19 protein-coding genes and 2 riboswitches are annotated in these 24,066 nt (G+C 65.2%); of the genes, 6 read left to right on the top strand and 13 right to left on the bottom strand.

All coding sequences use genetic code 11. The features are described from left to right. Positions 1-5 precede the first annotated feature (5 nt). Positions 6-1,055: an inner membrane protein YhjD gene (yhjD, locus tag M1248_RS10115; RefSeq protein ID WP_163735902.1), complete on the top strand. Its 1,050-nt coding sequence runs from the start codon at positions 6-8 to the stop codon at positions 1,053-1,055. 28 nt (positions 1,056-1,083) lie between these two features. Here yhjD and M1248_RS10110 read toward each other — a convergent pair whose 3' ends face one another. Then, positions 1,084-2,604, bottom strand: a complete 1,521-nt coding sequence (locus tag M1248_RS10110; RefSeq protein WP_163735906.1) for a sodium:solute symporter family protein — start codon at positions 2,602-2,604, stop codon at positions 1,084-1,086. Positions 2,605-2,629: 25 nt separating this feature from the next. Further along, positions 2,630-2,736, bottom strand: a riboswitch (guanidine-I (ykkC/yxkD leader). Between the two features lie 118 nt (positions 2,737-2,854). After that, positions 2,855-2,923, top strand: a riboswitch (guanidine-III (ykkC-III) riboswitch). 11 nt (positions 2,924-2,934) lie between these two features. Between M1248_RS10110 and M1248_RS10105 the strand changes: the two genes are divergently transcribed. After that, positions 2,935-4,101 (top strand): agmatinase family protein, encoded by a 1,167-nt coding sequence (locus M1248_RS10105; RefSeq protein WP_163735909.1) that lies wholly within the window; start codon positions 2,935-2,937, stop codon positions 4,099-4,101. 25 nt (positions 4,102-4,126) lie between these two features. Here M1248_RS10105 and M1248_RS10100 read toward each other — a convergent pair whose 3' ends face one another. The 4 genes from M1248_RS10100 to M1248_RS10085 form a co-directional block, all read right to left on the bottom strand. Next, positions 4,127-5,350, bottom strand: coding sequence for a D-alanyl-D-alanine carboxypeptidase family protein (locus tag M1248_RS10100; protein WP_317148239.1), 1,224 nt, complete (start codon positions 5,348-5,350; stop codon positions 4,127-4,129). A gap of 178 nt (positions 5,351-5,528) precedes the next feature. After that, positions 5,529-6,545, bottom strand: coding sequence for an SMP-30/gluconolactonase/LRE family protein (locus tag M1248_RS10095; protein ID WP_317148238.1), 1,017 nt, complete (start codon positions 6,543-6,545; stop codon positions 5,529-5,531). A gap of 23 nt (positions 6,546-6,568) precedes the next feature. Beyond that, a complete protein-coding gene (locus tag M1248_RS10090) occupies positions 6,569-7,948 on the bottom strand; it encodes an aspartate aminotransferase family protein (RefSeq protein WP_317148237.1) in 1,380 nt (459 codons plus the stop codon). Beyond that, a complete protein-coding gene (locus M1248_RS10085) occupies positions 7,945-8,454 on the bottom strand; it encodes an Lrp/AsnC family transcriptional regulator (protein ID WP_083124924.1) in 510 nt (169 codons plus the stop codon). The genes M1248_RS10090 and M1248_RS10085 overlap by 4 nt, the downstream gene beginning before the upstream one ends. 122 nt (positions 8,455-8,576) lie before the next feature. On the opposite strand from M1248_RS10085, the gene M1248_RS10080 reads away from it, so the two are divergent. Next, on the top strand, positions 8,577-10,082 hold the full coding sequence (locus tag M1248_RS10080) for a gamma-aminobutyraldehyde dehydrogenase (RefSeq protein ID WP_317148236.1): 1,506 nt from the start codon (positions 8,577-8,579) through the stop codon (positions 10,080-10,082). Positions 10,083-10,257: 175 nt separating this feature from the next. On the opposite strand, the gene M1248_RS10075 is transcribed toward M1248_RS10080, so the two are convergent. From M1248_RS10075 to M1248_RS10065, 3 genes are all read right to left on the bottom strand, one after another. Beyond that, entirely contained in the window at positions 10,258-14,625 is a 4,368-nt protein-coding gene (locus M1248_RS10075) for an Ig-like domain-containing protein (protein ID WP_317148235.1), read from the bottom strand. A gap of 146 nt (positions 14,626-14,771) precedes the next feature. Further along, a complete protein-coding gene (locus tag M1248_RS10070; RefSeq protein WP_163735933.1) occupies positions 14,772-15,635 on the bottom strand; it encodes a universal stress protein in 864 nt (287 codons plus the stop codon). An 8-nt stretch (positions 15,636-15,643) separates the two neighbouring features. Beyond that, positions 15,644-17,152, bottom strand: coding sequence for an APC family permease (locus tag M1248_RS10065; RefSeq protein WP_317148234.1), 1,509 nt, complete (start codon positions 17,150-17,152; stop codon positions 15,644-15,646). Positions 17,153-17,265: 113 nt separating this feature from the next. On the opposite strand from M1248_RS10065, the gene M1248_RS10060 reads away from it, so the two are divergent. Then, positions 17,266-18,222: a sigma-70 family RNA polymerase sigma factor gene (locus M1248_RS10060; protein WP_317148233.1), complete on the top strand. Its 957-nt coding sequence runs from the start codon at positions 17,266-17,268 to the stop codon at positions 18,220-18,222. Here M1248_RS10060 and M1248_RS10055 read toward each other — a convergent pair. Then, on the bottom strand, positions 18,152-18,760 hold the full coding sequence (locus M1248_RS10055) for a carboxymuconolactone decarboxylase family protein (RefSeq protein ID WP_317148232.1): 609 nt from the start codon (positions 18,758-18,760) through the stop codon (positions 18,152-18,154). The genes M1248_RS10060 and M1248_RS10055 overlap by 71 nt on opposite strands. A gap of 63 nt (positions 18,761-18,823) precedes the next feature. Here M1248_RS10055 and M1248_RS10050 point away from each other — a divergent pair, with 63 nt between their 5' ends. Further along, positions 18,824-19,942: an AI-2E family transporter gene (locus tag M1248_RS10050; protein WP_163735944.1), complete on the top strand. Its 1,119-nt coding sequence runs from the start codon at positions 18,824-18,826 to the stop codon at positions 19,940-19,942. Here M1248_RS10050 and M1248_RS10045 read toward each other — a convergent pair. From M1248_RS10045 to sdhC, 4 genes are all read right to left on the bottom strand, one after another. Further along, the gene (locus tag M1248_RS10045) at positions 19,914-20,705 is read right to left on the bottom strand and encodes a succinate dehydrogenase iron-sulfur subunit (protein WP_163735947.1); all 792 of its coding nucleotides are present in this window, start codon (positions 20,703-20,705) and stop codon (positions 19,914-19,916) included. The genes M1248_RS10050 and M1248_RS10045 overlap by 29 nt on opposite strands. Continuing rightward, on the bottom strand, positions 20,705-22,459 hold the full coding sequence (gene sdhA / locus M1248_RS10040) for a succinate dehydrogenase flavoprotein subunit (protein WP_163735951.1): 1,755 nt from the start codon (positions 22,457-22,459) through the stop codon (positions 20,705-20,707). Before sdhA ends, M1248_RS10045 begins: the two co-directional genes overlap by 1 nt. 22 nt (positions 22,460-22,481) lie before the next feature. Beyond that, positions 22,482-22,901 carry a succinate dehydrogenase hydrophobic membrane anchor subunit gene (locus M1248_RS10035; RefSeq protein WP_163690651.1) on the bottom strand — a complete coding sequence of 140 codons (420 nt, stop codon included), beginning with the start codon at positions 22,899-22,901 and terminating at the stop codon, positions 22,482-22,484. A gap of 68 nt (positions 22,902-22,969) precedes the next feature. Next, positions 22,970-23,398: a succinate dehydrogenase, cytochrome b556 subunit gene (sdhC, locus tag M1248_RS10030; RefSeq protein ID WP_317148231.1), complete on the bottom strand. Its 429-nt coding sequence runs from the start codon at positions 23,396-23,398 to the stop codon at positions 22,970-22,972. 243 nt (positions 23,399-23,641) lie between these two features. On the opposite strand from sdhC, the gene M1248_RS10025 reads away from it, so the two are divergent. After that, positions 23,642-24,064: a cytidine deaminase gene (locus M1248_RS10025; protein ID WP_163735958.1), complete on the top strand. Its 423-nt coding sequence runs from the start codon at positions 23,642-23,644 to the stop codon at positions 24,062-24,064. Positions 24,065-24,066: the final 2 nt, after the last annotated feature.

Here is a 24,066-nt window from a genome sequence, read left to right as displayed (position 1 = left end):
CTTGAATGACACCTCCGGTCGAGCCGGGCAATCCGGACGAGTCCAAACCCGGAATTCTCGACCGCTTTCGCGCGCGATACCACTGGTTCGACCATGTGATGCGCGCCCAAGAGCGGTACCAGGAGAGCAAGGGCGACTTCTACGCCGCGGGCATCACGTACTTCACGATCTTCGCGCTCTTTCCGATGTTGATGGTGGGGTTCGCGATTGGCGGGTTCATTCTGGCGAGCCAGCCCGAGCTGCTCGCCGAGATCCAGGAGCGGATCAAGTCGACGATCTCCGGCGACGTCGGCCAGCAACTGGTCGATCTGATGGACTCGGCGATCGAATCGCGCACCTCCGTCGGCATCATCGGCCTCGCGACCGCCGCATGGGCCGGCCTGGGCTGGATGGCGAACCTTCGTGAAGCGTTGAGTCAGATGTGGGGAGGGGCGCGGAACGAGGCGAAGGGGTTCGTCCGCACCAAGTTGTCAGATCTGACGGCCATGGTGGGCTTGTTCCTCGCGCTGGTGCTGACGATCGGGCTCACCGTGCTGGGTAGTTCGGGCGCGATGAAGCAGGTGCTGGAATGGGTTGGACTGCAGGATGTTCCGGGCGTCAGCATAGCGCTGCGGGTGGCCTCGCTTGCGGTATCGGTGCTGATCACCTGGTGGTTGTTCACCTGGGTCATCGCGCGTCTGCCCCGGGAGTCGGTCAGCTTCCGCAGCGCGCTGAGGGCCGGGCTGATGGCCGCGGTGGCATTCGAAGTCTTCAAGCAGTTGGCGTCGATCTACCTGCGTTCAGTGGTGACCGGCCCGGCCGGCGCGACGTTCGGTCCGGTGCTGGGCCTGATGGTGTTCGCCTACATCACCTCTCGGCTCATTCTGTTCGCCACGGCGTGGGCCGCGACGTCATCCGACAACCTGGCGACGGCTCCGGTCGATCCGCCCAACCCGGCACAGATCACCCCGCGCGTCGAGTTCCGAGAGGGCCTGGGGATTCGCGGTGCGCTGGCCGCGGCCGCCCTGGGAGCCGTTGGTGCGTTGGGGATTTCGCGGTGGAGCCGCCGCCCGTAAGCCCCGGCTGCGCTATACGCGCGCAGCCTCACCCCGCGAGCACAGGCTCCGTCTCGGTCTCCACTGTCGTGGAATCCAGGGCATCGTCGACATCCTGCGCGACCTGAATGTCCAGGCCGCGCAACGGTGCCGGCGGTGTCATCAGCGACACCACGACATAGGTCAGCAAGCCGGCCCCGAATGCGATGAAGGTGGGCCACCCGTCGAACGATGCGGTGATGAGGCTGTTCGGGATGTAGAGGATCGTGTTCTCGACCCCGAACATCGTCGGCGTCATGACGAACAGCACGATCCGGACAACGAACCCGACGCCGATCGCGGCGACCGCGGCCGTGGTGGTCCCTCGGCGCCACACCAACCCGAGGATGAACGGCACGGCCAGGCACGCGAGCATCAGGTCGAAGGCGAGCGTCAGCAAGATTCCCGTCTGCTGCACGTAGACCGCGAACAGGATCGAGAACAGCGTCATCGGCACCATTGCGATCCGCGTTGCCTTCAGTAGCGGATCCTTCTTGCCGGGCTCGTGCACGCGGCGGACACCGCCCAGATTGCGCACGCAGACATTCGAGATGGCCAGGATTGCGCCGTTCGCAGTGGACATCGACGCACCGACCAGCCCGCACAGCACGAGGACCGTCAGTCCGATTGGCGCGTACTGGTCCAGCAGGACGAAGAGCACCGGGCCGTCGAGCTCCGCGGGCATGAACGAATGTGCCGCTAGCACAACCAATCCGAACGGAACGCAGATTGCGACGGTGCCTGCCGCCGCGGTGAAACAGGCCTTGCGCGCGGCCTCGGGCGACTTCGCGGAGAACACGCGGGCCATGAAGTCGATCGCGACGATGTCACCGATGCCCAGTGCGATCAGCGTCGCCCAGTTGATGACCGCGCCCTGCGCGGGGTCGGACAATTGGCCGAGCGCCAAAGGTCCCGTGCCCTCGGCGATATCGAGACCGTGCGTCGTGGTCATCCACACGAGCAGCCCGATCGCGCCGATCAGGATCAGCGACATCTGGATGATCGCCGTGTAGGCGTCGGCGATCAGGCCGCCGGTTCCGGTGTAGGCCACCGCGATTGCCGCGATCAGGACCACACCCAGCCAGTAGGGCATGCCGAGGAAGTAGTTGAACAAGAACCCGCCCGCGACGAGGTTGCCGGCCACCAGCATGCAGAACGCGACGGCCAGGAGAACCGAGGCGCCCACCTCGACCGAACGCCCGAACCGCAGCCGGTAGTAGTCGGGAAACGACGTCAGCCCCATCCGGTTCATCGGTTTGGCGAAGAAGATGCCGGTGATCGTCAGACACAGCGCCAGACCCAGGGGCAGCGCCGCGCCGGCCCAGAAGCCGAATTCGAAGGCGAGGTCGGTGTTGCCGAGGGTCGCGTTGGTGTCGACGGCCGCGCCCATGAGTGCGCCGCCGACGAGCCAGAAGGGCAACATCCGGCCGCCGACAAGGAAATTGGAGCTGTCGCCCTCGATACGCTTGGACACGTAGAAGCCGACGGCCACGACAACGGCGATGCTGATCGCCACGCCGAGAAGAATCATCTGGAGTCTCCTGTATGAAGCTGGAGTCTCCCGGGCTTTTGTCCCGCCGTGGAACGGTCATGCGTCGGTGCTGGCCGCCTGCGTCTCTCGGACCAGGCCCGGCGTGCCGGCGGAACCCTAGACGCGCCCCACAACTTTCTGTGAGTCCACGTCAGGAAAAGCCCGGTTGATTACGTGTCGTCGCGTCCGGTGTTAACGATGCGTTTCATTCAGCGCTGGACACGGATTCACAGACGTGCCAACAATGGCGTCAGGCGCTGCGAGATCCGGCGCCCCGGACGAGGTGCGTCGTACCCGGTCAGCGACAAGACGGCGCGTGAGGAGAATCTCGTGTCCGATTCGTCTGGCTACCCCGACCGTCCGGATCCGTCGCTGCCCAACGCCGAAGGTGCGTGGGCGCAGCAAGTCGAGGCAAATCTCGGCGATCGCCGGCTTCGCGAGGAGATCGATCGCGGTCTGAGCTACGGCCTGGAGGCCGCCCCGACCATCAACGACCGAACCATCTCGACGTTCGTCCGCGGTGAGAAACCGCACTTCGCGGGTGAGCGCGGCACATTCCTGAAGTGCCCGTTCATCGAGGATGTCAACGAGGTCGACGACGCCGAGGTGGCGATCTTCGGTGTGCCACTCGATGCCGGTGCGACCTATCGGCCTGGCACCCGGTTCGGTCCGCAGGGAATTCGTCGTTCCACGAACCTGTTCGGCACGTACAACTACGAGTCCGGGGTCGACCTGCGCGAGCAGCTGAACATGGTCGACATCGGCGACGTGTTCACGATCCCGGGCAATCTGGAGAAGTCTTTCGACCAGATCAGTCAGGCGATGGCACATGTGGCGCAGAAGGGCGTCATGCCGATCGTGCTGGGTGGCGACCACTCGATCGGCTTTCCGACAGTTCGCGGGCTGGCGCCCTACATGGACGGCAACATCGGCATCATCCACTTCGACCGCCATGTCGACACCCAGGAGACGGACCTCGACGAGCGGATGCACACCACCCCCTGGTTCCACGCGACCAACATCAAGAACGCGCCCGCGACCAACCTCGTCCAGATCGGCATCGGCGGCTGGCAGAGCCCACGCGAGGGCGTGAAGGTCGGCCGCGAACGCCAGTCGACGGTCATCACCGTTGGCGACGTGGAACGTGTCGGCGTCGAGAAAATCGCTGAGATGGCCCTCGAAATCGCATGGAAGGGCGCCAAAGCGGTCTATCTGTCGTTCGACATCGATGTGATCGACGCCGGTTTCGTGCCGGGCACCGGCTGGCCCGAGCCGGGTGGGCTGCTGCCGCGCGAAGCGCTGAACCTGGTCAAGATGGTGTCCGAGCCCGGGTTGGCCGGTATCGAAGTCGTGGAGTGCTCGCCGCCCTATGACTGGGCGGAGCAGACCGCGCTGATGAGCTCACGGGTGATACTCGACAGCCTCGCCGCGCAGGTCCGATCGGGAAAGCTTGGCAAGAAGTCCGCGGCGCTGCCCCGACCGGCGTGGGGGCCGTGACTCGATGTCGCCGCGGGGCCTGAAATCAGTGCTGGGGGCGGCGATTGAGTGACCGGGCGCCCATGATGAGCCCGAACACGATGATCGAGCCGGCGATGCCGACACCCACGCGCACGGGCGTGGCGTCGATGTCGGGCAGTACCGGTGCGGCGTTGAGCGCCTCGGCTCCTGCGGCCGCTTCCGGCTTCGGCGCGAGCAGCGAAGGGTCCGGTTCGATCAGAGTGCCGACCTTGGTGCCCGGCGCCGTCGCGAAGCCGTAGTCAAGCAGATGCGCCGCCTGCTCCCAGGGTGCGATCGGCTGGCGGGTTCCGCGCAGCAGCACCGCGACCAGTCGGCGTCCGTCACGGTTGGCCGCACCCACGAACGTCTGGCCCGCGTCGTCGGTGAAGCCGGTCTTGCCGCCGAGAGCGCCGGGATAGTTGGCGAGCAGCTTGTTGTCGTTCTCGATCGGATAGCCGGCATCACCACGACCCGGGAAGTCGAAGGTGCGCGTGCTGACGATGTCGCTGAAAATCGGGTTCTGCCAGGCATATCGGTAAAACAGGCCGATGTCGTAGGCAGACGTGCTCATGCCGGGACCGTCGAGACCCGACGGCGTCGCGACTCGCGTGTCATGCCCGCCGAGCTTGTCGGCAAGGACGTTGAGCTTGCCGATCGTGGTTTCCATTCCGCCCATCTGGGCCGCCAGCGCGTGTGCGGCGTCATTGCCCGAATACATCAGCAGACCGTGCAGCAGGTCGTTGATGGAGTAGTGCCCGTTTTCGCCGACGCCGACCTTGGTGCCTTCCTGCGCCGAATCTTCAGCGGTGCCCGGCACGACCTTGTGGATCGGCAGTTCCCTGATGGCCTGCATTGCGACGAGGACCTTGATGATGCTGGCGGGCCGGTGCCTGCCGTGCGGATCCTTGGCGGCGATGACGTCGCCGGTGTCGAGGTCGGCGACCAGCCATGCTCCGGCCGAGATGTCGTTGGGCAGCGGTGGGGTGCCGGGCGCGGTGATGACGCCGCAACCCGAGAGCGCATCGCCGCCCATCGGCTTGGCCGGGACAGGCAGCGGACCGGGTGCGGCTTGGCCGGGTTTGGGCACCTCGGACGCGTCGACGGCCGGTGGCGTCGATTGCTTGTACGGACAAGCGTTCGTGTCCGGCGCGGCATCCGGCTGAGCGGCGGCCACCGCGGGCGAGGTCAGCAGAAACAAGGCCGCCACCAGGGCAGCAGCGCGTTTGGACGAGGTTCGTACGTTCGCCATGGTGAGCGCAGATTAGGACGTTGCAGGCGGGTTTGCCGGGAGGCGCGCTGTGACTGGTGTGATTGGAGTTTCAAATGTGACTCGGCGGGGTAGCGCGGGCGGGCGGTCGGCATCGTTATCGACGAAATGCAGAAGAAGTGCGAGTAGACCTCTGCATTTCGTCAAAAGCGATGCCCCCTCAGCGCAAGGCGGTGGCCGCCAGGTCGACGTGCGCGACAGCAGGGAAGCCGATGCTGCCCATCCACAGCCTGTCGCCGTTTTCGACCAGTCCGGTCACCATGCCGAACCCGGGATGTTCAGTGCGTACACCGGCGACGGCCTCGCCGCTGTCGGGGTCGAATGCCACCGCCCACACGATCGGTTTGATCTTGGGCTGCAGCCCGTCGGGCAGTCGCCACAGCAGCTTGCGCAATGCCGGCGGACTTTTAGGCAGCCACTCCGCGGCGGCGTTCGTGGGCGAGACCATCGCGCACCAGATCCGGCCGTCGGCACCCGTCGACAAGTTGTCCGGGCTGCCCGGCAGATTCACCGCAAGCGGTGTCACCGTGCCCGCCTCATCGCCGGTGAGCCAGTACTTCGACAGCCGCCGCGCCTGCGTCTCGGCGAACACCAGAGCCGAGCCGTCGGACGTCGGCGTGATGCCATTGGCGAAGTACAGCCCCGCGACGACGGTGAGCACCGTTCCATCGGGATCGCGACGGAACACGCTGCCGCGGTTGCGGGCCTCGAAGATCGGTCCGAGGAAGTGCTCGTAAGTGAACGCGCTGGTCGACTCGGTGAAATAGATTGTGCCGTCGGCCAATTCGGTGACATTCGAGCAGAACTGCAAAGCCCGCCCGTCAACCTCCGGTACCAGCGGCTCGACGGCGCCGGTGGCCGGGTCGAGCACCAGCAGGCCGCCGGGGCTGCTGCAGACCAACAACCGGCCGTCCCGCGCGACGTGCAACCCCAGTGGCCGGTTGTCGATCTGGGCGACGACCACGGATGCGCCGCCATTCGGGTCGATGCGCACGATCCTGCCATCGATCAGACCGGCCCAGATCTGGCCGTTGCCGTCGACGACGACATCCTCGGGCGCATCGCCCGGTACGGGCACAACCGTCAGTTCCGCGGAGGGAAACTCCGGCAACGGGTCGACCGGCGGCGGATTCCAGCGGACGGGGTCGATCGGCGGCTTGGGCTGTTTGACAGGCACGCCGCCGACGTTAGCGTGGTTCGCTAAAGCAACCGACCCGCTTCTTCAAGGACGCCGCGAAGGATCTCGTAAATCGCGTCGAACTCCTTCTGGCCGCTGATCAGTGGCGGCGCCAACTGCACGACTGGGTCGCCGCGGTCATCGGCACGGCAGTACAGGCCCGCCTCGAAGATCGCGGGAGTAAGAAAACCGCGGAGTAACCGCTCGCTCTCCTCGTCGTTGAAGGTCTCCTTGGTGGCCTTGTCCTTCACCAACTCGATGCCGTAGAAGAAGCCCTCGCCCCGGACGTCGCCGACGATCGGGAGGTCATAGAGCTGCTCGAGCGTCGCGCGGAATGCCGGTGCCATCTCCTTGACGTGATCGTTGAGACCCTCGCGCTCGAAGATGTCGAGGTTGGCCAGCGCCACCGCCGACGACACCGGATGCCCGCCGAAGGTGTAACCGTGCGCGAACGTCGTCTTGCCGTCATTGAACGGTTCGAACAGCCGGTCGGAGGCGATCATCGCGCCGATCGGCGAGTAACCCGACGTCAAACCCTTTGCGCAGGTGATGATGTCGGGCACGTAGCCGAAGTCGTCGCAGGCGAACATCGAGCCGATCCGGCCGTAGGCGCAGATTACCTCGTCGGACACCAACAGCACGTCGTACTCGTCGCAGATCTCGCGAACGCGCTCGAAATACCCTGGCGGCGGCGGGAAGCAGCCGCCGGCGTTCTGCACGGGTTCCAGGAACACCGCGCAGACGGTGTCGGGGCCCTCGAACTCGATCGCCTCGGCGATGCGGTCCGCGCAGTACCGACCGAACGCCTTCGCGTCATGCTCGAAGAGCGCGGGTGCCCGGTAGAAGTTGGTGTTGGGCGCGCGGAAACCGCCCGGTGTCAGCGGTTCGAACTGCTCCTTGAACGCCGGCAGGCCGGTGATCGCCAGGGCGCCCTGCGGGGTGCCGTGGTAGGCGATCGCACGCGAAATCACCTTGTGCTTACCGGGTTTGCCGGTCAGCTTGAAGTAGTTCTTGGCCAGCTTCCACGCCGACTCCACGGCTTCACCACCGCCGGTGGTGAAGAACACGCGGTTGAGATCGCCCGGTGCGTACCCTGCGAGGCGCTCGGACAGCTCGATGGCCGACGGCGTGGCGTAGGACCACAGCGGGAAGAACGCCAGCGTCTCGGCCTGCTTGGCCGCCGCCTCGGCGAGCTCCTTGCGGCCGTGGCCGACCTGGACCACGAAAAGCCCTGACAGGCCGTCGATGTAGCTCTTGCCCTTGCTGTCCCAGATGGTGACGCCTTCGCCGCGAGTGATGATCGGCGGCGTGATGCCGGCGCCGTGGCGAGCGAAGTGGCCCCAGAGGTGACGATCGGCGGTGGCGCCCAGCTCGGCGGAGAGATCGATATCGGTAGCAGTCATCTTGTACCCCAATTGTATTGCTGTTTAACGAGTTTCAGGTAAACAAGTGTCTCGGTTGATATCACTCCCGGTAGTGCGCGGATCTGGGTGTTGAGGAGGTCGAGAAGGTCGTCGTCGTCCGTGCACACGACTTCGACGATGGCGTCGAACGAACCCGCCGTCAGGACCACGTAGTCGACGGATTCGATGGTGGCCAGCTTCTCGGCCACTTTGGTGGTGTCCCCGGTGCACTTGATGCCGATCATGGCCTGACGCGCGAAGCCCAGTTGCATCGGATCGGTCACCGCGACGATCTGCATGACACCCGCGTCGACCATGCGCTGCACCCGCTGCCGGACCGCGGCCTCGGAGAGGCCGACTGCCTTGCCGATGCCGGCATAGGAACGTCGGCCGTCCTGCTGCAGCTTCTCGATGATCTGTTTCGACAAGTCGTCGAGTTGGAACGCCGCGCCAGGTCTTGACTGGTTGACGCGGAACGACACGGGTCCAACGCCCGGGTTAGCCATGCATGAGATTGTGCACGGAATCCGTCGTAGCAAGCAACTATGACCATGAAATCACGCGTTTTGACGGCTTCGCGCTGCAGGAATGCGTAGCTTGGCCGGTCGGAGTCGGTTAGCGTTGAACGATGACTGTGTCTTCCCCCGAGACCGTATCGACACACGTGGCAGGCAGCTGGATCGACGGGGCGCCGGTGGTCACCGCCGGCGGCGTACATCAGGTGGTCAACCCCGCCAACGGATCGACGGTGGCCGAGATGGCGCTGGCGACTCCGGCCGACGTCGACCGCGCTGTGGCTTCAGCCCGTGCCGCGTTGCGCGGTTGGGCGACGGCTACCCCTGTCGACCGCGCCGGCGTGCTCGCCAAACTCGCCGAACTCGTCGACACCAACGCGGAGGCGATCATCGCCGAGGAAGTGAGCCAGACCGGAAAGCCGGTGCGGTTGGCCACGGAGTTCGACGTGCCGGGCAGCATCGACAACATCTCGTTCTTCTCCGGTGCGGCACGCCATCTCGAGGGCAAGGCCACCGCCGAGTACTCCGGTGATCACACGTCGAGCATCCGGCGCGAGGCGGTGGGCGTGGTTGCGACGATCACGCCGTGGAACTATCCGCTGCAGATGGCGGTGTGGAAGGTGTTGCCGGCGTTGGCCGCCGGATGCAGCGTGGTCATCAAACCCGCGGAGCTCACACCGCTGACGACGCTGACCCTGGCCCGGCTGGCGACCGAGGCAGGTCTGCCCGACGGAGTTTTCAATGTCGTGACCGGCGCAGGCGGCGATGTCGGCACCGCCCTGGCCGGACACCCTGACGTCGACGTCGTCACGTTCACGGGCTCGACCCCGGTGGGGCGCAAAGTCATGGCGGCGGCCGCGGTGCACGGCCACCGCACGCAGTTGGAATTGGGCGGCAAGGCGCCTTTCGTGGTGTTCGACGACGCCGACCTGGACGCCGCCATCCAGGGTGCCGTCGCCGGTGCGCTCATCAACACCGGACAGGACTGCACGGCAGCGACGCGCGCGATCGTGGCGCGAGATCTCTACGACGACTTCGTCGCCGGTGTCGCCGAGGTGATGGGCAAGGTGGTGGTCGGCGATCCGCAGGACCCCGACACCGACCTGGGTCCGTTGATCTCGATGGCGCACCGCGCCAAGGTCGCGGGCATGGTCGAGCGGGCACCCGGTCAGGGGGGACGCGTGGTCACCGGCGGCGTGGCGCCCGATCTGCCGGGGTCGTTCTACCGTCCGACGCTGATCGCGGATGTCGACGAGGCCTCCGAGATCTACCGCGACGAGATCTTCGGACCGGTGCTGACGGTGCGGTCGTTCACGGACGACGACGACGCGTTGCGGCAGGCCAATGACACCGCGTTCGGTTTGGCGGCTTCGGCGTGGACACGCGATGTGTACCGCGCGCAGCGGGCATCACGTGAGATCAACGCGGGCTGTGTCTGGATCAACGACCACATTCCGATCATCAGCGAGATGCCGCACGGCGGCGTCGGCGCGTCAGGATTCGGCAAGGACATGAGCGACTACTCGCTCGAGGAGTACCTCACGATCAAGCACGTCATGAGCGATATCACCGGGGTGGCCGACAAGGAGTGGCACCGGACCATCTTCACGAAGCGCTAGCGGAGCTGACTCGTAGAGACGATACTCGCCGTCCGCCCTGCGACGGAGGTGTGCGATTAGCGCGACGACGGGTGCCGGTTTTTTCGTCGGCTGTGCAGCCGGCTGCTGCTGAACCTGCTGTCGTGCGAGCAAGGTGACAGCGTCGGAACCCTGATCCGACCGGCAACACTCGGGTCTAATCGGCGGTCACGGTGATGAAAACTGTTGCGGTGTCGCTCCACGCAGGGTTCACGCTGTCGGTGACCCGGTACCCGAAGGTGGTGAGCCCGGTGAAGCCGGCCTTGGGGGTGAAGGTCCATCGGTTGCCGACAACCGTGACGGCGCCTCCGAGCGGTTGGCCGAAGATCACCGGCGCGCCAAGCGGGTTGCCGGTATAGGTCACGTCGTTGGCGGTGAGCGGTGGATCAAGCTCGGTGGAGACGCCCGCAGGTACCCAGTAGAAGTCGTTCTGAGACCTGATCGGATCGGTGACGATCAGGGTGACACGGGCGGGAAGGGATACGACGGTGGGATCGACACTGTCGGCCGCGGTGTAGAGGAAGCTGTCCTCGCCGCGAAACTCCGCGTCGGGCGTGTAGGTCAGGATGCCGTTGATCTCGGTGAGAGTGCCATGGGCCGGTTGGGTGAGAACGGTGATTGCCCCCACCGGTCCGTCCGCTTCGGTTCGGTCGTTCGAGACCATCTCCTCGGTGAGCGCGATCGGTTCGTTGGTGAAGACCGTGATGCGGTCATCGCGGGCCCGGACCGGCAGCGAGTCGACGATGGTGAGCGTGACCGTCGCCGGATTCGAGACGATGTCCGGATAACCACTATCGGCCACGATGTAGGTGAACGAGTCGGTCCCGGTGTAGCCGTTGCCCGCCCGGTACGTCAGTTCGCCGTTCTCCTCGGTGAGGTACCCGTGGGTGGGCTCGGTGAGGATCGTGATCCGACCGAGGCCGTTAGCCGTGGTGGTGTCGTTTGCGGTGATCGCGGGCCGCATTGGGGTGAAGGTACCGGACAGCACCGTGTAGACGTCGTTGCGTGCGACGATCGGGCTGTACGGATGAACCGTGAGCTGAACCGTAGCGGGAACGGACTTCTGCGTGGGGTCGACGCTGTCGGCCACGGTGTAGGTGAAGCTGTCGGAGCCGACGTAACCGGTGTCAGGTGTGTAGGTCAGCGCGCCGCCCGTCGCGCTGAGGGTGCCGTGGGCGGGCCCTTTGACGACCGTGACGGCGCCCAGCGGGTGACCCAGGTCGGTGGTGTCGTTCGCGGTGATGCCCGGCGTCAGCACAGTGGGTGTTTCGAACGGGATCGAGTAGGCATCGGCGTTCGCAAGGATGGGGTTGTAGGCGATGACGTTGAGGACAACGGTGGCGGGAACGGACTTCTGCGTGGGGTCGACGCTGTCGGACACGGTGTAGGTGAAGCTGTCGGAGCCGACGTAGCCGGAATTGGGCGTGTAGGTCAGCCCATCGCCCGTCGTGCTCAGGGTGCCGTGGGCGGGACCACTGACGACGGTGACAGCGCCTAGCGGTCTGCCCAGGTCGGTGGTGTCGTTGGCGGTGATCGCCGGGGTGAGCACAGTCGGCCTGCCCAGGATCGTGTAGGCGTCGTCGGCTGCCTTCAGGGGGTTGTACGGGACTACGGTGACGGTCACTGTGGCCACGTTGGAGACGATGTCCGGATTGAACCTGTCGGCGACGGTGTAGGTGAAGGTGTCGGTTCCGGTGAAGTTGTTCCTGGGTCGATAGCTCAGCACTCCGTTGGTCTCGAACAGCAAACCGTTGGTGGGCTCGGTCACGACCTTCACGGCGCCCAGTGCGCTGCCCAACGTTGTGGTGTCGTTGGCCGTCAATGCGGGGGTGAGGTCGGTGTAGGTACCCTCGTCCACCGTGTAGGCGTCGTCGTTCGCGGTGATCGGGCCGACGACGGTGACGGTGACCGTGGCTACGTTGGAGACGATGTCGGGATTGGCGCTGTCGGCGACGGTGTAGGTGAAGGTGTCGGTTCCGGTGAAGTTGTTCCTGGGTCGATAGCTCAGCACTCCGTTGGTCTCGAACAGCAAACCGTTGGTGGGCTCGGTCACGACCTTCACGGCGCCCAGTGCGCTGCCCAACGTTGTGGTGTCGTTGGCCGTCAATGCGGGGGTGAGGTCGGTGTAGGTACCCTCGTCCACCGTGTAGGCGTCGTCGTTCGCGGTGATCGGACTGACGACGACGGTGAGGACGAACGTGTCGGTGACGCGTTGTCCCGCGGCGTCGGTGGCGGTCACCGTGATCGTTGCCGTGCCGACGTCGGCACGGGCCGGGGTGCCGGTGAAGGTACGGGTAGCGGGGTCGAAGCTCAACCAGTTGGGAAGGGTGCCCGTGGTGTAGGTCAGCGCGTCGCCATCGATGTCGGCGAAGGCGTTGGACGGGATTTGGTAGGTGAAAGCTCCTCCCTCCGTGGCGTTCTGGTCCGGAATCGGGTTGGCCACCGTCGGGTCGTCGTTCTCATCGGTGACGGTGACCGCTGCGGTTGCGGTGGCGGTTCCGCCGTTGCCGTCGCTGATGGTGTAGGTGAACGAGTCGCTGCCGCTGAAGTTCGCGTTGGGTGTGTAGGTGACTGAGCCGTCGACCAGATGCACTGACCCGTTGGCACCCTGGGTGACGGCTATGACGGTCAGGGTGTCGCCGTCGATGTCGGTGTCGCCGGCGAGCACTTCGATGGTGTTGGTGCGGGAATCCTCGGTCACGGTGGCGGTGTCACCGATTGCGTTGGGTGGGTCGTTGACTCCGGTGACGGTGACGCTCACGGTGGCCGTGGCGGTTCCGCCGTTGCCATCGCTGATGGTGTAGGTGAAGGAATCGGTGCCATGGAAGTTCGCGTTGGGTGTGTAGGTCACTGAGCCGTCGACCAGATGCGCTGACCCGTTGGCACCCTGGGTGACGGTTGTGACGGTCAGGGCGTCGCCGTCGGGGTCGGAGTCGTCGGGCAGCACGTCGATCGGATTCGCGATGGAATCCTCGGCCACGGTGGCGGTGTTACCGACGGCGGTGGGCGGGTCGTTGGCGGGGGTCACCGTGATGGTGACGGTCACGGGGTCGCTGAATTCGGATCCGTCGAATGCCTGGTAGGTGAAGGTGTCGGTGCCGTGGAAGTCGCGGTTGGGGGTGTAGGTCCATGCGCCGGCGTTGGGTCCTTGGTTGATCTCGGCGAGGCTGCCGTTTCGTGGAGCGGAGGTGAGCTTGCGATCCAGTGGATCGCCTTCGGGGTCGCTGTCGTTGGTCAGGGCATCAACGATCACCGCGACGTCTTCCACGGTGGTGTAGGTGTCGGGTTCGGCCAGCGGCGGGTCGTTGACTCCGGTGACGGCGACGTTCACGGTGACTGTCTCGGTGTGCCCGCCACCGCCGAAAAAGCCTGCGAGGCCGTGGATATGCCACGGGCTCGCTGCATCGGAGATGCGATAGGTGAAGCTGTCAGTGCCGGAGAAGTCGGCATCCGGAGTGTAGGTGATGGTGCCGTCGGAGTTGAGGACGGTGATGCCGTGGCGCGGCTGGCTCAAGGCGGTCACGGTCACGGTATCCCCGTCGGAATCGGTGTCATTGGTGAGCACCGGAATGGTCGTGGCGACGTCCTCAGACGTCGTCACGTCATCGACGCCAGCTTTGGGGGTGCTGTTGAAGAAGGTGCGTTGGATCTGCCGCCGGACGAACTCCAGCATCGCAAACAGCAGCGGCGGCTGAGCCGGGGCGACCGGTCCGGGCGCCAAAAACGGCGCCACCATCAAGCCCACGACCGTTGTGGCGATACTGGCCACGACGCCGGGCAGCCCCAAAACTGCATCTACCGGGCCGGAGGGCTGCGGCACCAATGGCGCGGGCAATGCCGTCGTGGTGACGAGGCCAGGCATCTCGCTGCCGGCAAAGGTTGCCATCATCCGCCCATTACCCGGTGCTCCGATGTCTTGAGCGCCCAGGGCCGAGAACACACCGATCTGTGTGAGCTCGCCATCGCCGGTTGAGCCGTTTACGTCGCCCAGGTCGGGATCGCCGGCCGAGGGGTCGACAGCTTGCAGGCTCGTTTCGGTCGTTGCGACCGAGTGGTCTTGTGCTTGATCCTGCAGGCTTTGATCCAGGCTTTGGTCCGGCGGCGAGGGCGGGATCTCGGCTGCCGGCGGCATCTCAGGTGCCGGCGGTTCGGGCGTCGTCGTGGATGGCGGGTCCGCCAACCTCGCCTCGTTGTCGGTGCCGTCGTCGGCGTTGGTGTCGGTGTATTGGCCCTGGTCGTTGATCGAGGTGTGTTGGCCGCCGGAGTTGCCCACCTGCATACCCGGGTGCGCTGCGCCGTCCTCGGTCGGATCGGGGGCGGGATCGTTGGAGTCGGTTGCAGGACTCACTTCGTCGTTCTCGGACGTCAGTGATGGCGGATCTGGAGTAACACCGGGTGGGGTCTCGGTTGTACCGGTCTCGTCCGCGCAAGCCACCGCGGCGCCGTAGCCGGTGACCACCGCGACACCGACTCCAAGTGCCACCGCCAACGCGCCAACCCGACCCACATGCTGGGCATACCCCATCGCAATCCGTCCGTCAGTGCGGACGCCTCGCGGCCCGCTGCATGATGAATCCATTCTGGCGTACGAAGTAGCAAACTTTACGCTGAACGCGCTATTAATTTTCTGTGACGTAAAGCAGACCACTACTTACTCTGCGGCTCCGGCAGCTAGCCGTCCGACTTCGGGACGACGATCACTGGGACATCAACGCCGGCCAGGATGCGCGCAGCAGTCGACCCTAGGAAGATCCGCCGCGGCGCCGCGAACCTGCTGGACCCGACGACAAGCAGATCACCGTCATTCCACCGGAGCTTCTTCAGCGCGGACTCCAGCGTCATACCTTCGGCGACACGCGATTCGATCTCGGGTGCGTCCGGAAGTGCGCGCGCCGCGACAGCGAGATTTTCTTCGGCGGCGGCCTTTTGGAGCTGGCGTACCTCTCGTGCGTTGGCGGCCTCGGAGAGATTCTCGGAGGATACGAGTGACAGCATCCGAATGGCCATGTTGCCCGCGCTGGCGAGGGTGATCGCGAACGGCAGCGGGTTGTCGTCGCCCGGACGGGTCGGAACGGCGGCCGTCACCGCAGCAAAGGCGTCGTCGGGATCGTCGGCATAACCGCGGGGAGCCAGCGCCACCGGAATCGGCGAAGAGTGCAGCAGGGAACCGGTCACCGGTCCGATGGTGTGGCCGCCGAAGAATCCGTCGCGCGCACCGCCGACCACGATCAGATCCGAATCCTTCTGTTCGGCAAAGCCGACGAGCGATTCGGCGAACGACTCACCGACCATCACGGTGGACGATGCGCTGACACCGTTGGCGGTGAGCCGGTCGATGGCCCGGGAGATCCAGTCCTCTCCCCGTTCGACGAGCAGCTGTTGGTACTCGACGCGACCGGGGTGGCCGTCGGGAAGTTCTTGCCGCACAACGAGGACGACGTCGACCTGCGCGTCAAAGGTGCTGGCGAGAGCGCTCGCGAGCGCGACGCCGTCGTCCCCGGTCGGGGTTGCCAGATAGCCGACTGTCAGATGCATTGCTTCTCCTAGAAGACGTCTGGGACCTTGACTTCGGTGTTCGCGTTGAGAGTCTCGCCGCGGAAGAACCGCTTGGTCCCGAATGCGAAGCACGCCAACATCAGCGGAATGCCGAGCACGAGCATGCCGACGCCGAGCACGAAGACGCCGCCGATCGGGCCGAACGCGGTGTAGCCGTAGTCCGGGGCGATCATGTCCTTGGCGCTGATGCCGAACGCGGCCGCCATTGCGAGGCCGCCGATCAGCGGGAAGACGCCCCGGAAGAACAGGTTTCGTACCGAGGTGAACAACGTCCTGCGGAAGTACCAGACGCACGCGAACGCGGTGATGCCGTAGTAGAACGCGACCGCGAGCCCAAGCGAAGCGACCGAGTCGGCGAGTGCGTTCTCCGACAAGAAGGTCAGCAAGAGGTAGAAGAACAGAGCCGCCAGCCCCATCACGATGGTGCCGAAGGCCGGGGTCATGTAGCGCGGATGCACGTTCGAGAACCGTTTGGGGATGGCCTCGTACACCGCCATCGACAACGTGCCGCGGGCAGTAGGCAGGATGGTCGTCTGCGTCGACGACAGCGCCGAGACGGAGACGGTGAGCAGCAGCAGGGAGGCCGCGATGGTTCCTGCGACCGGCTTACCGAGCACGGTCAGCACATCGTCGGTGTTCATCGGGTTGTTCAGGCCAATGCCCACTTCGCTGAACCCGGAGAACGACTGCACCGCATAGGCGACGAGGACGTAGGTGCACACGAGGATCAGCGTGGTGATAACGGCGGCGATGCCGGGCGTACGGCCGGGGTCCTTGGTTTCCTCACCGACCGCCAGACAGGCGTCCCACCCCCAATAGATGAAGATGCACAGGATGATCGCGGCGGCGATCGAGGACATGTCCAGACCGCTCGGCCAGAGCCAGGACAGTTGGGGCGTGATCGCCTGGGCTCCGGCGGTTCCGGAGAACACGCGGATGAGCGCGATGATGCTGACGATGACCAGCACGCCGAACTGGATGGCGATCAACACGTTCTGGAACCGCTCGGACACCACGATCCCTCGCGCACTGATCAGGGTCATTGCGACGATGAAGAAGGCGCCGAGCAGCACCTTGGCCAGGATGTTGTCGGCGAGGTCGTCGAGGCCGAGGAACTTGAACAGGTAGATCGCCGCAATCTCGGCCACGTTGGCCAGCACGATGATCGCCGACACGGCCAGGCCCCATCCGCCGATCCATCCGATCCACGGCCCGAACGCCTTGGTGCCCCAGGTGAAGGTGGTGCCGCAGTCCGGGGTGTCCTGGGACAGTTCCTTGTAGGCGAATGCGACGAGGAGCATCGGGATGAACGCGAGCACGAACATCGACGGTGCCTTGTCGCCGACCGCGAGGACGACGTAGCCGAGGGTGGCGGCCAGGCTGTAAGCGGGAGCCACCGCGGCGAGACCGATGACGATGTTGCCGACAAGACCTAGGGCGCCTGCCTGCAGCCCCTTGTCACCGACAGCGGGGGCGTCGGGTTCCTTGATTGCCATGTGCGGAATATACGGTTTGCGCGGTTTTTGCGCGGGTCCTAACCGGGAATCGAGGAACAAACGCGATTTGGCTACGGAATCAGTGCACAACTCAGCGGTTCTAGACTTGGGCCATGACCCGGCTTTCGGGAACGACGCGCATCGATGAATTCGAGGAATTGCGGCCACACCTGCTGTCGGTAGCGTACCGGCTGACCGGGACGATCGCTGACGCAGAAGACCTCGTCCAGGATGCGTGGCTGCGATGGGATCGTGCCGACTGCGATGCGATCACCGATCTGCGGGCGTGGTTGACGACGGTCGTCAGCCGGCTGGCGCTCGACCGGCTGCGTTCGGCCGCCCATCGCCGCGAAATGTACTACGGCGAATGGCTGCCCGAGCCCGTCGTGACCGCGCTCGACGGCAACGATCCGCTGGCCGCCGTGGTAGCCGGTGAGGACGCCCGGTTCGCCGCGATGGTGGTGCTGGAGCGGCTGAACCCCGATCAGCGGGTGGCGTTCGTGCTGCACGACGGGTTCGCCGTGCCGTTCGGCGAGATCGCCTCGGTGCTTGGTGTTTCCGACGCGGCCGCACGCCAGCTGGCATCGCGAGCGCGACGCGCGGTGGCGGCCGCACCGCCCGCGGTCTCCGACGATGTGCACGCCGAGGTCGCCGGTGCGCTGATGCTCGCGCTCGCCGCCGGTGACATGAAAGCCGTTGTGGCCCTGCTACATCCGGATGTGACGTTCACCGGTGACTCAAACCGCAAGGCGCCGACGGCCGCGCGCGTCATCCACGGTCCGGACAAGGTGGCTCGTTTCCTGTTCGGGCTGGCCGCACGTTACGGACCGGGTTTCCTGTCGTCGAGCCAGATGGCGAACATCAACGGCCAGCTGGGCACCTACCTCGTCGGGTCGCCCGCGAACGACGGCTATCCGGAGGTCATGCCGCGGGTGACGGCGATGACAGTGCGCGACGGAAAGGTCTGCGCCATCTGGGATATCGCCAATCCGGACAAGTTCACCGGCTCGCCGCTGCGCCGCCGGCGCCCTCGGTCGCCCACGGAACCCGGCACGCATCGCCGGAGTTGAAGCCCTGCTCGGTGATGCCCAGCGCCGAGTACATCCGCGCGCGCATGTTCTCCACACCGATCTGGTAGCTCAGCTCGATCACGCCGTCGTTGCCGAAGCGGCGCACCAGATCGGCGACCTGCTCGTCGGTGATGGTGTGCGGGTCGGTGGTCATGGCGTCGGCGTAGGCGATGGCCGCGCGCTCGTCGTCGTTGAAGAGCGGGGACATGGCGTAGTCGTCGATGTGCTTGAGTCGGTCGACGTCCAGGCCGTCGAGGCGCTGCAGCATCGAGCCGAAGTCGACACACCACGAGCAACCGACGGTGCGCGCAGTCCAGAACACCGCCAGTTCGAACACGTTCTTTGGCAGCTTCTTGGACGCCGATCCCAGCATGCCCTCGTGAACCACGTTGGCCAGCATCAACCGTGGATGATGCGCCGCCACGGCGAAGGGTTCGGGTACCTCACCGAACTTGCGCTTGGCGACCCGGTAGAAGACCTTGGTCATCAGCGATGCGTGCTTCGGGGATACGGGTTCGATGCGAGATGTCTGAGTCATAACCCTTAGACGAGGCGGCCCGCAGAAGTGTGACAGCCGTCAGCGCGCGGGTACCTAAGTCCGGTGAATGACGAATCGACAACGCTTCCCGTCCGCGGAACGATCTACAGCGCCCATCTTCGGTCGGCTGCGGTAGCTGCCGTTCAATTCATCGCTGTTGCCGCCGCGCTGTGGGTGTTGGCGTGGGTGGTGGGAAAGACGTGGGTGATCATCCTGCCCGTCTTCCTGGCGTTGATCGTGTGTACCGTGCTGTGGCCGCCCGTGCGCTGGCTCCTCGGCAAGCGTCTGCCCCCCGCCGTCGCGGTCATCTCGGTCCTCCTGGTCGCGGTGGCGGTGCTCGCCGGTGTGGTGGCGGCGGTGGCGCCGGCAATCGTCGAGCAATCCGCGGAGTTGGCCGAACAAGCGACCGCCGGAGTCGTGCAGGTGCGCGACTGGCTGGGCGGTCCCCCACTGAACATCAGTGAGGCGCAACTCGATTCAGCGGTTACCGCGATAAACGAACAACTGAATTCGAGCAGCGCCCAGATCGCGTCGGGCGTGTTCACCGGGGTGGGCGCAGCGACGTCGGCGTTGGTCACCCTGTTCACCACGATCGTCGTGGCGTTCTTCCTCCTCAAGGACGGCCCACGGTTCATACCATGGCTGCGCGGAGTCGTGGGTCGTCCTGCTGCGCCGCACGCTGCGGAGATACTCGAACGCGTCTGGTCGACCCTGGGAGGTTTCATCCGGACTCAGGCTCTGGTCAGCCTCATTGACGCAGTGCTCATTGGGGTCGGCCTCGTGATCATGGGAGTGCCGCTGGCATATGCGCTGGCGATCATCACATTCGTCGCCGGGTTCGTCCCGATCGTGGGGGCGTTCGTTGCCGGTGGTCTGGCTGTGCTCATTGCGCTGGTCTCCAACGGGCCGGTGGACGCGTTGATCGTGCTGGCCATCATCGTCGCGGTGCAGCAGCTCGAGGGCAACGTGTTGCAGCCGTGGCTGCAATCGAAATCGATGCAGCTGCACGCGGTGATCGTCTTGCTCGCGGTGACGCTTGGCGCGTCCACCTTCGGTGTCGTCGGCGCTTTTCTGGCTGTGCCGGTCGTTGCGGCAGCGGCGGTGGTGGTCCGCTATTACGGCGAACAGGTCGATGAGCGCACAGGCGAAAGCGTCAGCGCGCGAACATCAGCGCCCGCTTGACCTCCTGGATGGCCTGCGTGACCTGGATGCCACGGGGGCACGACTCGGTGCAGTTGAACGTCGTGCGGCAGCGCCACACCCCGTCGACCTCGTTGAGGATGTCGAGCCGTTCGGCCGCGCCCTCGTCACGGCTGTCGAAGATGAACCGGTGCGCGTTGACGATCGCGGCGGGCCCGAAATAGCTACCCTCGCTCCAGTACACCGGGCAGCTGGTGGTGCAGCACGCACACAAGATGCACTTGGTGGTGTCGTCGTAGCGGTGACGGTCGGTCTGGCTCTGGATGCGTTCGCGGGTCGGCTCGTTGCCGGACGTCATCAGGTACGGCTTGATCGCACGGTAGGCGTCGAAGAACGGCTCCATGTTCACCACGAGGTCCTTCTCCACCGGCAGGCCGCGGATCGGTTCGATGGTGATGGTGAGCTGCTTGCTCGCCTTCTTCGGAAGCATGTCGCGCATCAGGACCTTGCACGCCAAGCGGTTGACGCCGTTGATACGCATCGCATCTGAGCCGCACACGCCGTGTGCGCACGAGCGCCGGAACGTCAGAGTGCCGTCCAGATACCACTTCACGTAGTGCAACAGGTTGAGCAGCCGGTCCGACGGCAGGCACGGCACGCGATAGCTCTGCCAGCCCCCCGAATCGGCGTGGGCGTCGGGATCCTCAGGATTGAACCGGGCGATCTTCAGCGTCACCATCACCGCGCCCTCTGGCACGGGTGGCAGCTCTGAGTCCTTCGTCGAGACTTCGGGAGCGATAGTCATCAGTACTTCCGTTCCATCGGCTCGTAGCGGGTCTGCACCACCGGCTTGTAGTCCAGCCGGACGTCGCTCAACAGATCCGTGCCTTCCTTGTAAGCCATGGTGTGGCGCATGTAGTTGGTGTCGTCACGGTTGGGGTAGTCCTCGCGGGCGTGGCCGCCGCGGGATTCCTTGCGGTTGAGCGCACCGACGACGGTGACTTCGGCCAACTCCAGAAGGAAGCCCAGCTCGATAGCTTCGAGCAGGTCGCTGTTGTAACGCTTTCCCTTGTCCTGCACGGTGATTCGGGAATAGCGCTCCTTGAGCGCATGGATGTCGGTGAGCGCCTGCTTGAGTGTCTCTTCGGTGCGGAACACCGCGGCGTTGTTGTCCATCGACTGTTGTAGCGCGCCGCGGATGTCGGCGACGCGTTCGTTGCCGCGCTCGGACAGGATGTCGCCGACCCAGCTGACGACCATACCCGCCGGGTCCGTGGGCAGGTCGACGAAGTCGTGACCGAGCGCGTAGTTGGCCGCCGCGATCCCCGCGCGCCTGCCGAATACGTTGATGTCCAGCAGCGAGTTGGTGCCCAGTCGGTTGGCGCCGTGCACCGAGACGCATGCGCACTCGCCGGCGGCGTACAGGCCCGGCAGGGGAGTGGTGTTGTCGCGCAGCACCTGACCGCTGATCGTCGTCGGGATACCGCCCATGACGTAGTGGCACGTCGGGTAGACCGGCACCAGTTCGGTGACGGGGTCGACGCCCAGGTAGGTGCGGGCGAACTCGGTGATGTCGGGCAGCTTGGCCTCGAGCACATCCGCGCCCAGGTGCCGGACGTCGATGTACACGTAGTCCTTGTTGGGACCGGCGCCGCGGCCTTCGAGCACCTCGAGCACCATCGAGCGGGCGACGATGTCGCGCGGCGCCAGGTCGACGATCGTCGGCGCGTAGCGCTCCATGAAGCGCTCGCCGTCACCGTTGAGCAACCGACCGCCCTCACCGCGCACAGCCTCGGAGATCAGGATGCCGAGGCCGGCCAGACCTGTCGGGTGGAATTGGTGAAACTCCATGTCCTCCAAGGGAAGTCCCTTGCGGAACACGATACCCAGGCCGTCTCCGGTCAGTGTGTGCGCGTTCGAGGTCGTCTTGTACATGCGGCCCGAGCCGCCGGTCGCGAAGACGATCGCCTTGGCGTGGAAGACGTGGATGTCGCCGGTGGCCAGCTCATAGGCGATGACACCGGTGGCGACGGGGCCAGAGTGCGTCTCGGTGATCGCGATGTCGAGTGCGTAGTACTCGTTGAAGAACTCGACGTCGTGCTTGACGCAGTTTTGGTACAGCGTCTGCAGGATCATGTGGCCGGTGCGGTCGGCGGCGTAGCACGCCCGGCGCACCGGCGCCTTGCCGTGGTCGCGGGTGTGCCCGCCGAACCGGCGCTGATCGATGCGCCCCTCGGGGGTGCGGTTGAACGGCATGCCCATCTTCTCGAGGTCGAGCACCGCGTCGATGGCTTCCTTGCACATGATCTCGACGGCGTCCTGGTCGGCCAGGTAGTCGCCGCCCTTGACGGTGTCGAAGGTGTGCCATTCCCAGTTGTCCTCTTCGACGTTGGCCAGTGCAGCGCACATGCCGCCCTGCGCGGCGCCGGTGTGGCTGCGCGTCGGGTACAGCTTGGTCAGCACGGCGGTACGGGCCCGTGGGCCGGCCTCGACGGCGGCGCGCATACCCGCGCCCCCTGCGCCGACGATCACCACGTCGTAGCGATGTTCTTGAATCATGAGGTGAGCTCCCCGTAGAAGGTCATGCGATGCTCGCGTCGAAGGTGACGAGCACGTAGCTGCCCAACACCAGGGTGAAGCCGGTCGCCAGCAACAGCAGCGAGTTCAAATAGAACTTCGTGGTGTTCTTGCGGGCGTAGTCGCCGATGATCGTGCGCATGCCGTTGGCGCCGTGGATCATCGCCAGCCACAGCAGGGCCATGTCCCAGATCTGCCAGAACGGTGAGGCCCACCGCTGCGCGACGAAGTTGAAGTCGATGCGGTACACGCCGCCGTCCCAGATCAACATGATGAACAGGTGGCCGAGCGCGAGAAACACAAGGGCGACACCAGAAAATCGCATGAACAGCCACGCGTACTTCTCGAAGTAGGGGATGCCACGCGGACGCCGCGGCGCCCGAGGATGATCCAGGCTGGCCGGGCGGTCGTACTCCTTCTCCATCACCGGGGCGATACGGCCCTCCTTGTGATGCGGCGTCCAAACTCCTCCCGGCGTCCCCTCTGGCGTGCTCACAGGAACCGCTCCACCATGTGCATCCCGATCATGCTGAGGGCGGGAATGAAGACGGCGAGAAAGACACCGATGACGACCCACAGCATCTGCCTCTGATATCGGGGACCCTTCGCCCAGAAGTCGATGAGGATCACCCGGATGCCGTTCAGGGCGTGGTAGAGGACCGCGACGACGAGCCCGATCTCCATCAGCCCGATGATCGGTGTCTTGTACGTCTCGATGATCTCGTTGTACGCCTGCGGGCTGACCCGCACGAGCGCGGTGTCGAGCACGTGGACGAACAGGAAGAAGAAGATGGTGGCACCGGTGATGCGATGCAGCACCCAGGACCACATCCCGGGGTCACCGCGATAGAGGGTGCGTCTGCGCGACCGTTCGGATCGCGGAGCAGGCACCTCCGTGCTCGCGGGTGTTGCAGTACTCATCTGGCCTCCAACGCCTTCGGTGGACGCTTGGGCTCGGAGCCGCCACGGCGGCCGGACACTGGCCGTGGCTGCGAACCGCTGCCCAAACCTCGGGGCGACTCTAAACCCACTTCTACTCCCTAACGAACTACCGTTTAGCCGTCGGTGCACGTAAAACGGGAAAAGTTAGGGTTACCTTGGTCACTGGCCGACCGCGGACGGGAGCTTCGGAATGCATTCAGAATCGATCCAGGCAAGGGCGACATGACATCCGAAATCGACTGGAAAATGCTGCGCCACAAGGCAACTGAGGCGAGTATCCATGCGTATGCGCCGTATTCGGGCTTCTCCGTCGGGGCTGCCGCGCTGGTTGACGACCACCGGATGCTGTCCGGCTGCAATGTGGAGAATGTCTCATATGGCCTAGGTCTCTGTGCCGAGTGTTCAGTGGTCTGCGCCCTTCATTCCAGCGGGGGCGGAAGGCTCATCGCGCTGTCGTGCGTGGACCGTGCGGGAGAGGTGCTGATGCCATGCGGGCGGTGCCGGCAGGTGCTGCTCGAGCATGGCGGGCCTCAGATGCTGATCGACCATCCCATGGGGCCACGGCCGCTGGGCGAGTTGCTCCCCGACGCGTTCGGGCCGCAGGACCTGGCACGGCGTGAGGGGCCTCAGGAAGAAGTACCGTAATC

Source organism: Mycobacterium sp. 29Ha (assembly GCF_032883055.1).
In the GTDB taxonomy this organism is placed as follows: domain Bacteria; phylum Actinomycetota; class Actinomycetes; order Mycobacteriales; family Mycobacteriaceae; genus Mycobacterium; species Mycobacterium gallinarum.
Note: the sequence above shows the minus strand (reverse complement) of the source record. Positions and strands in the feature narration are given on the sequence as shown.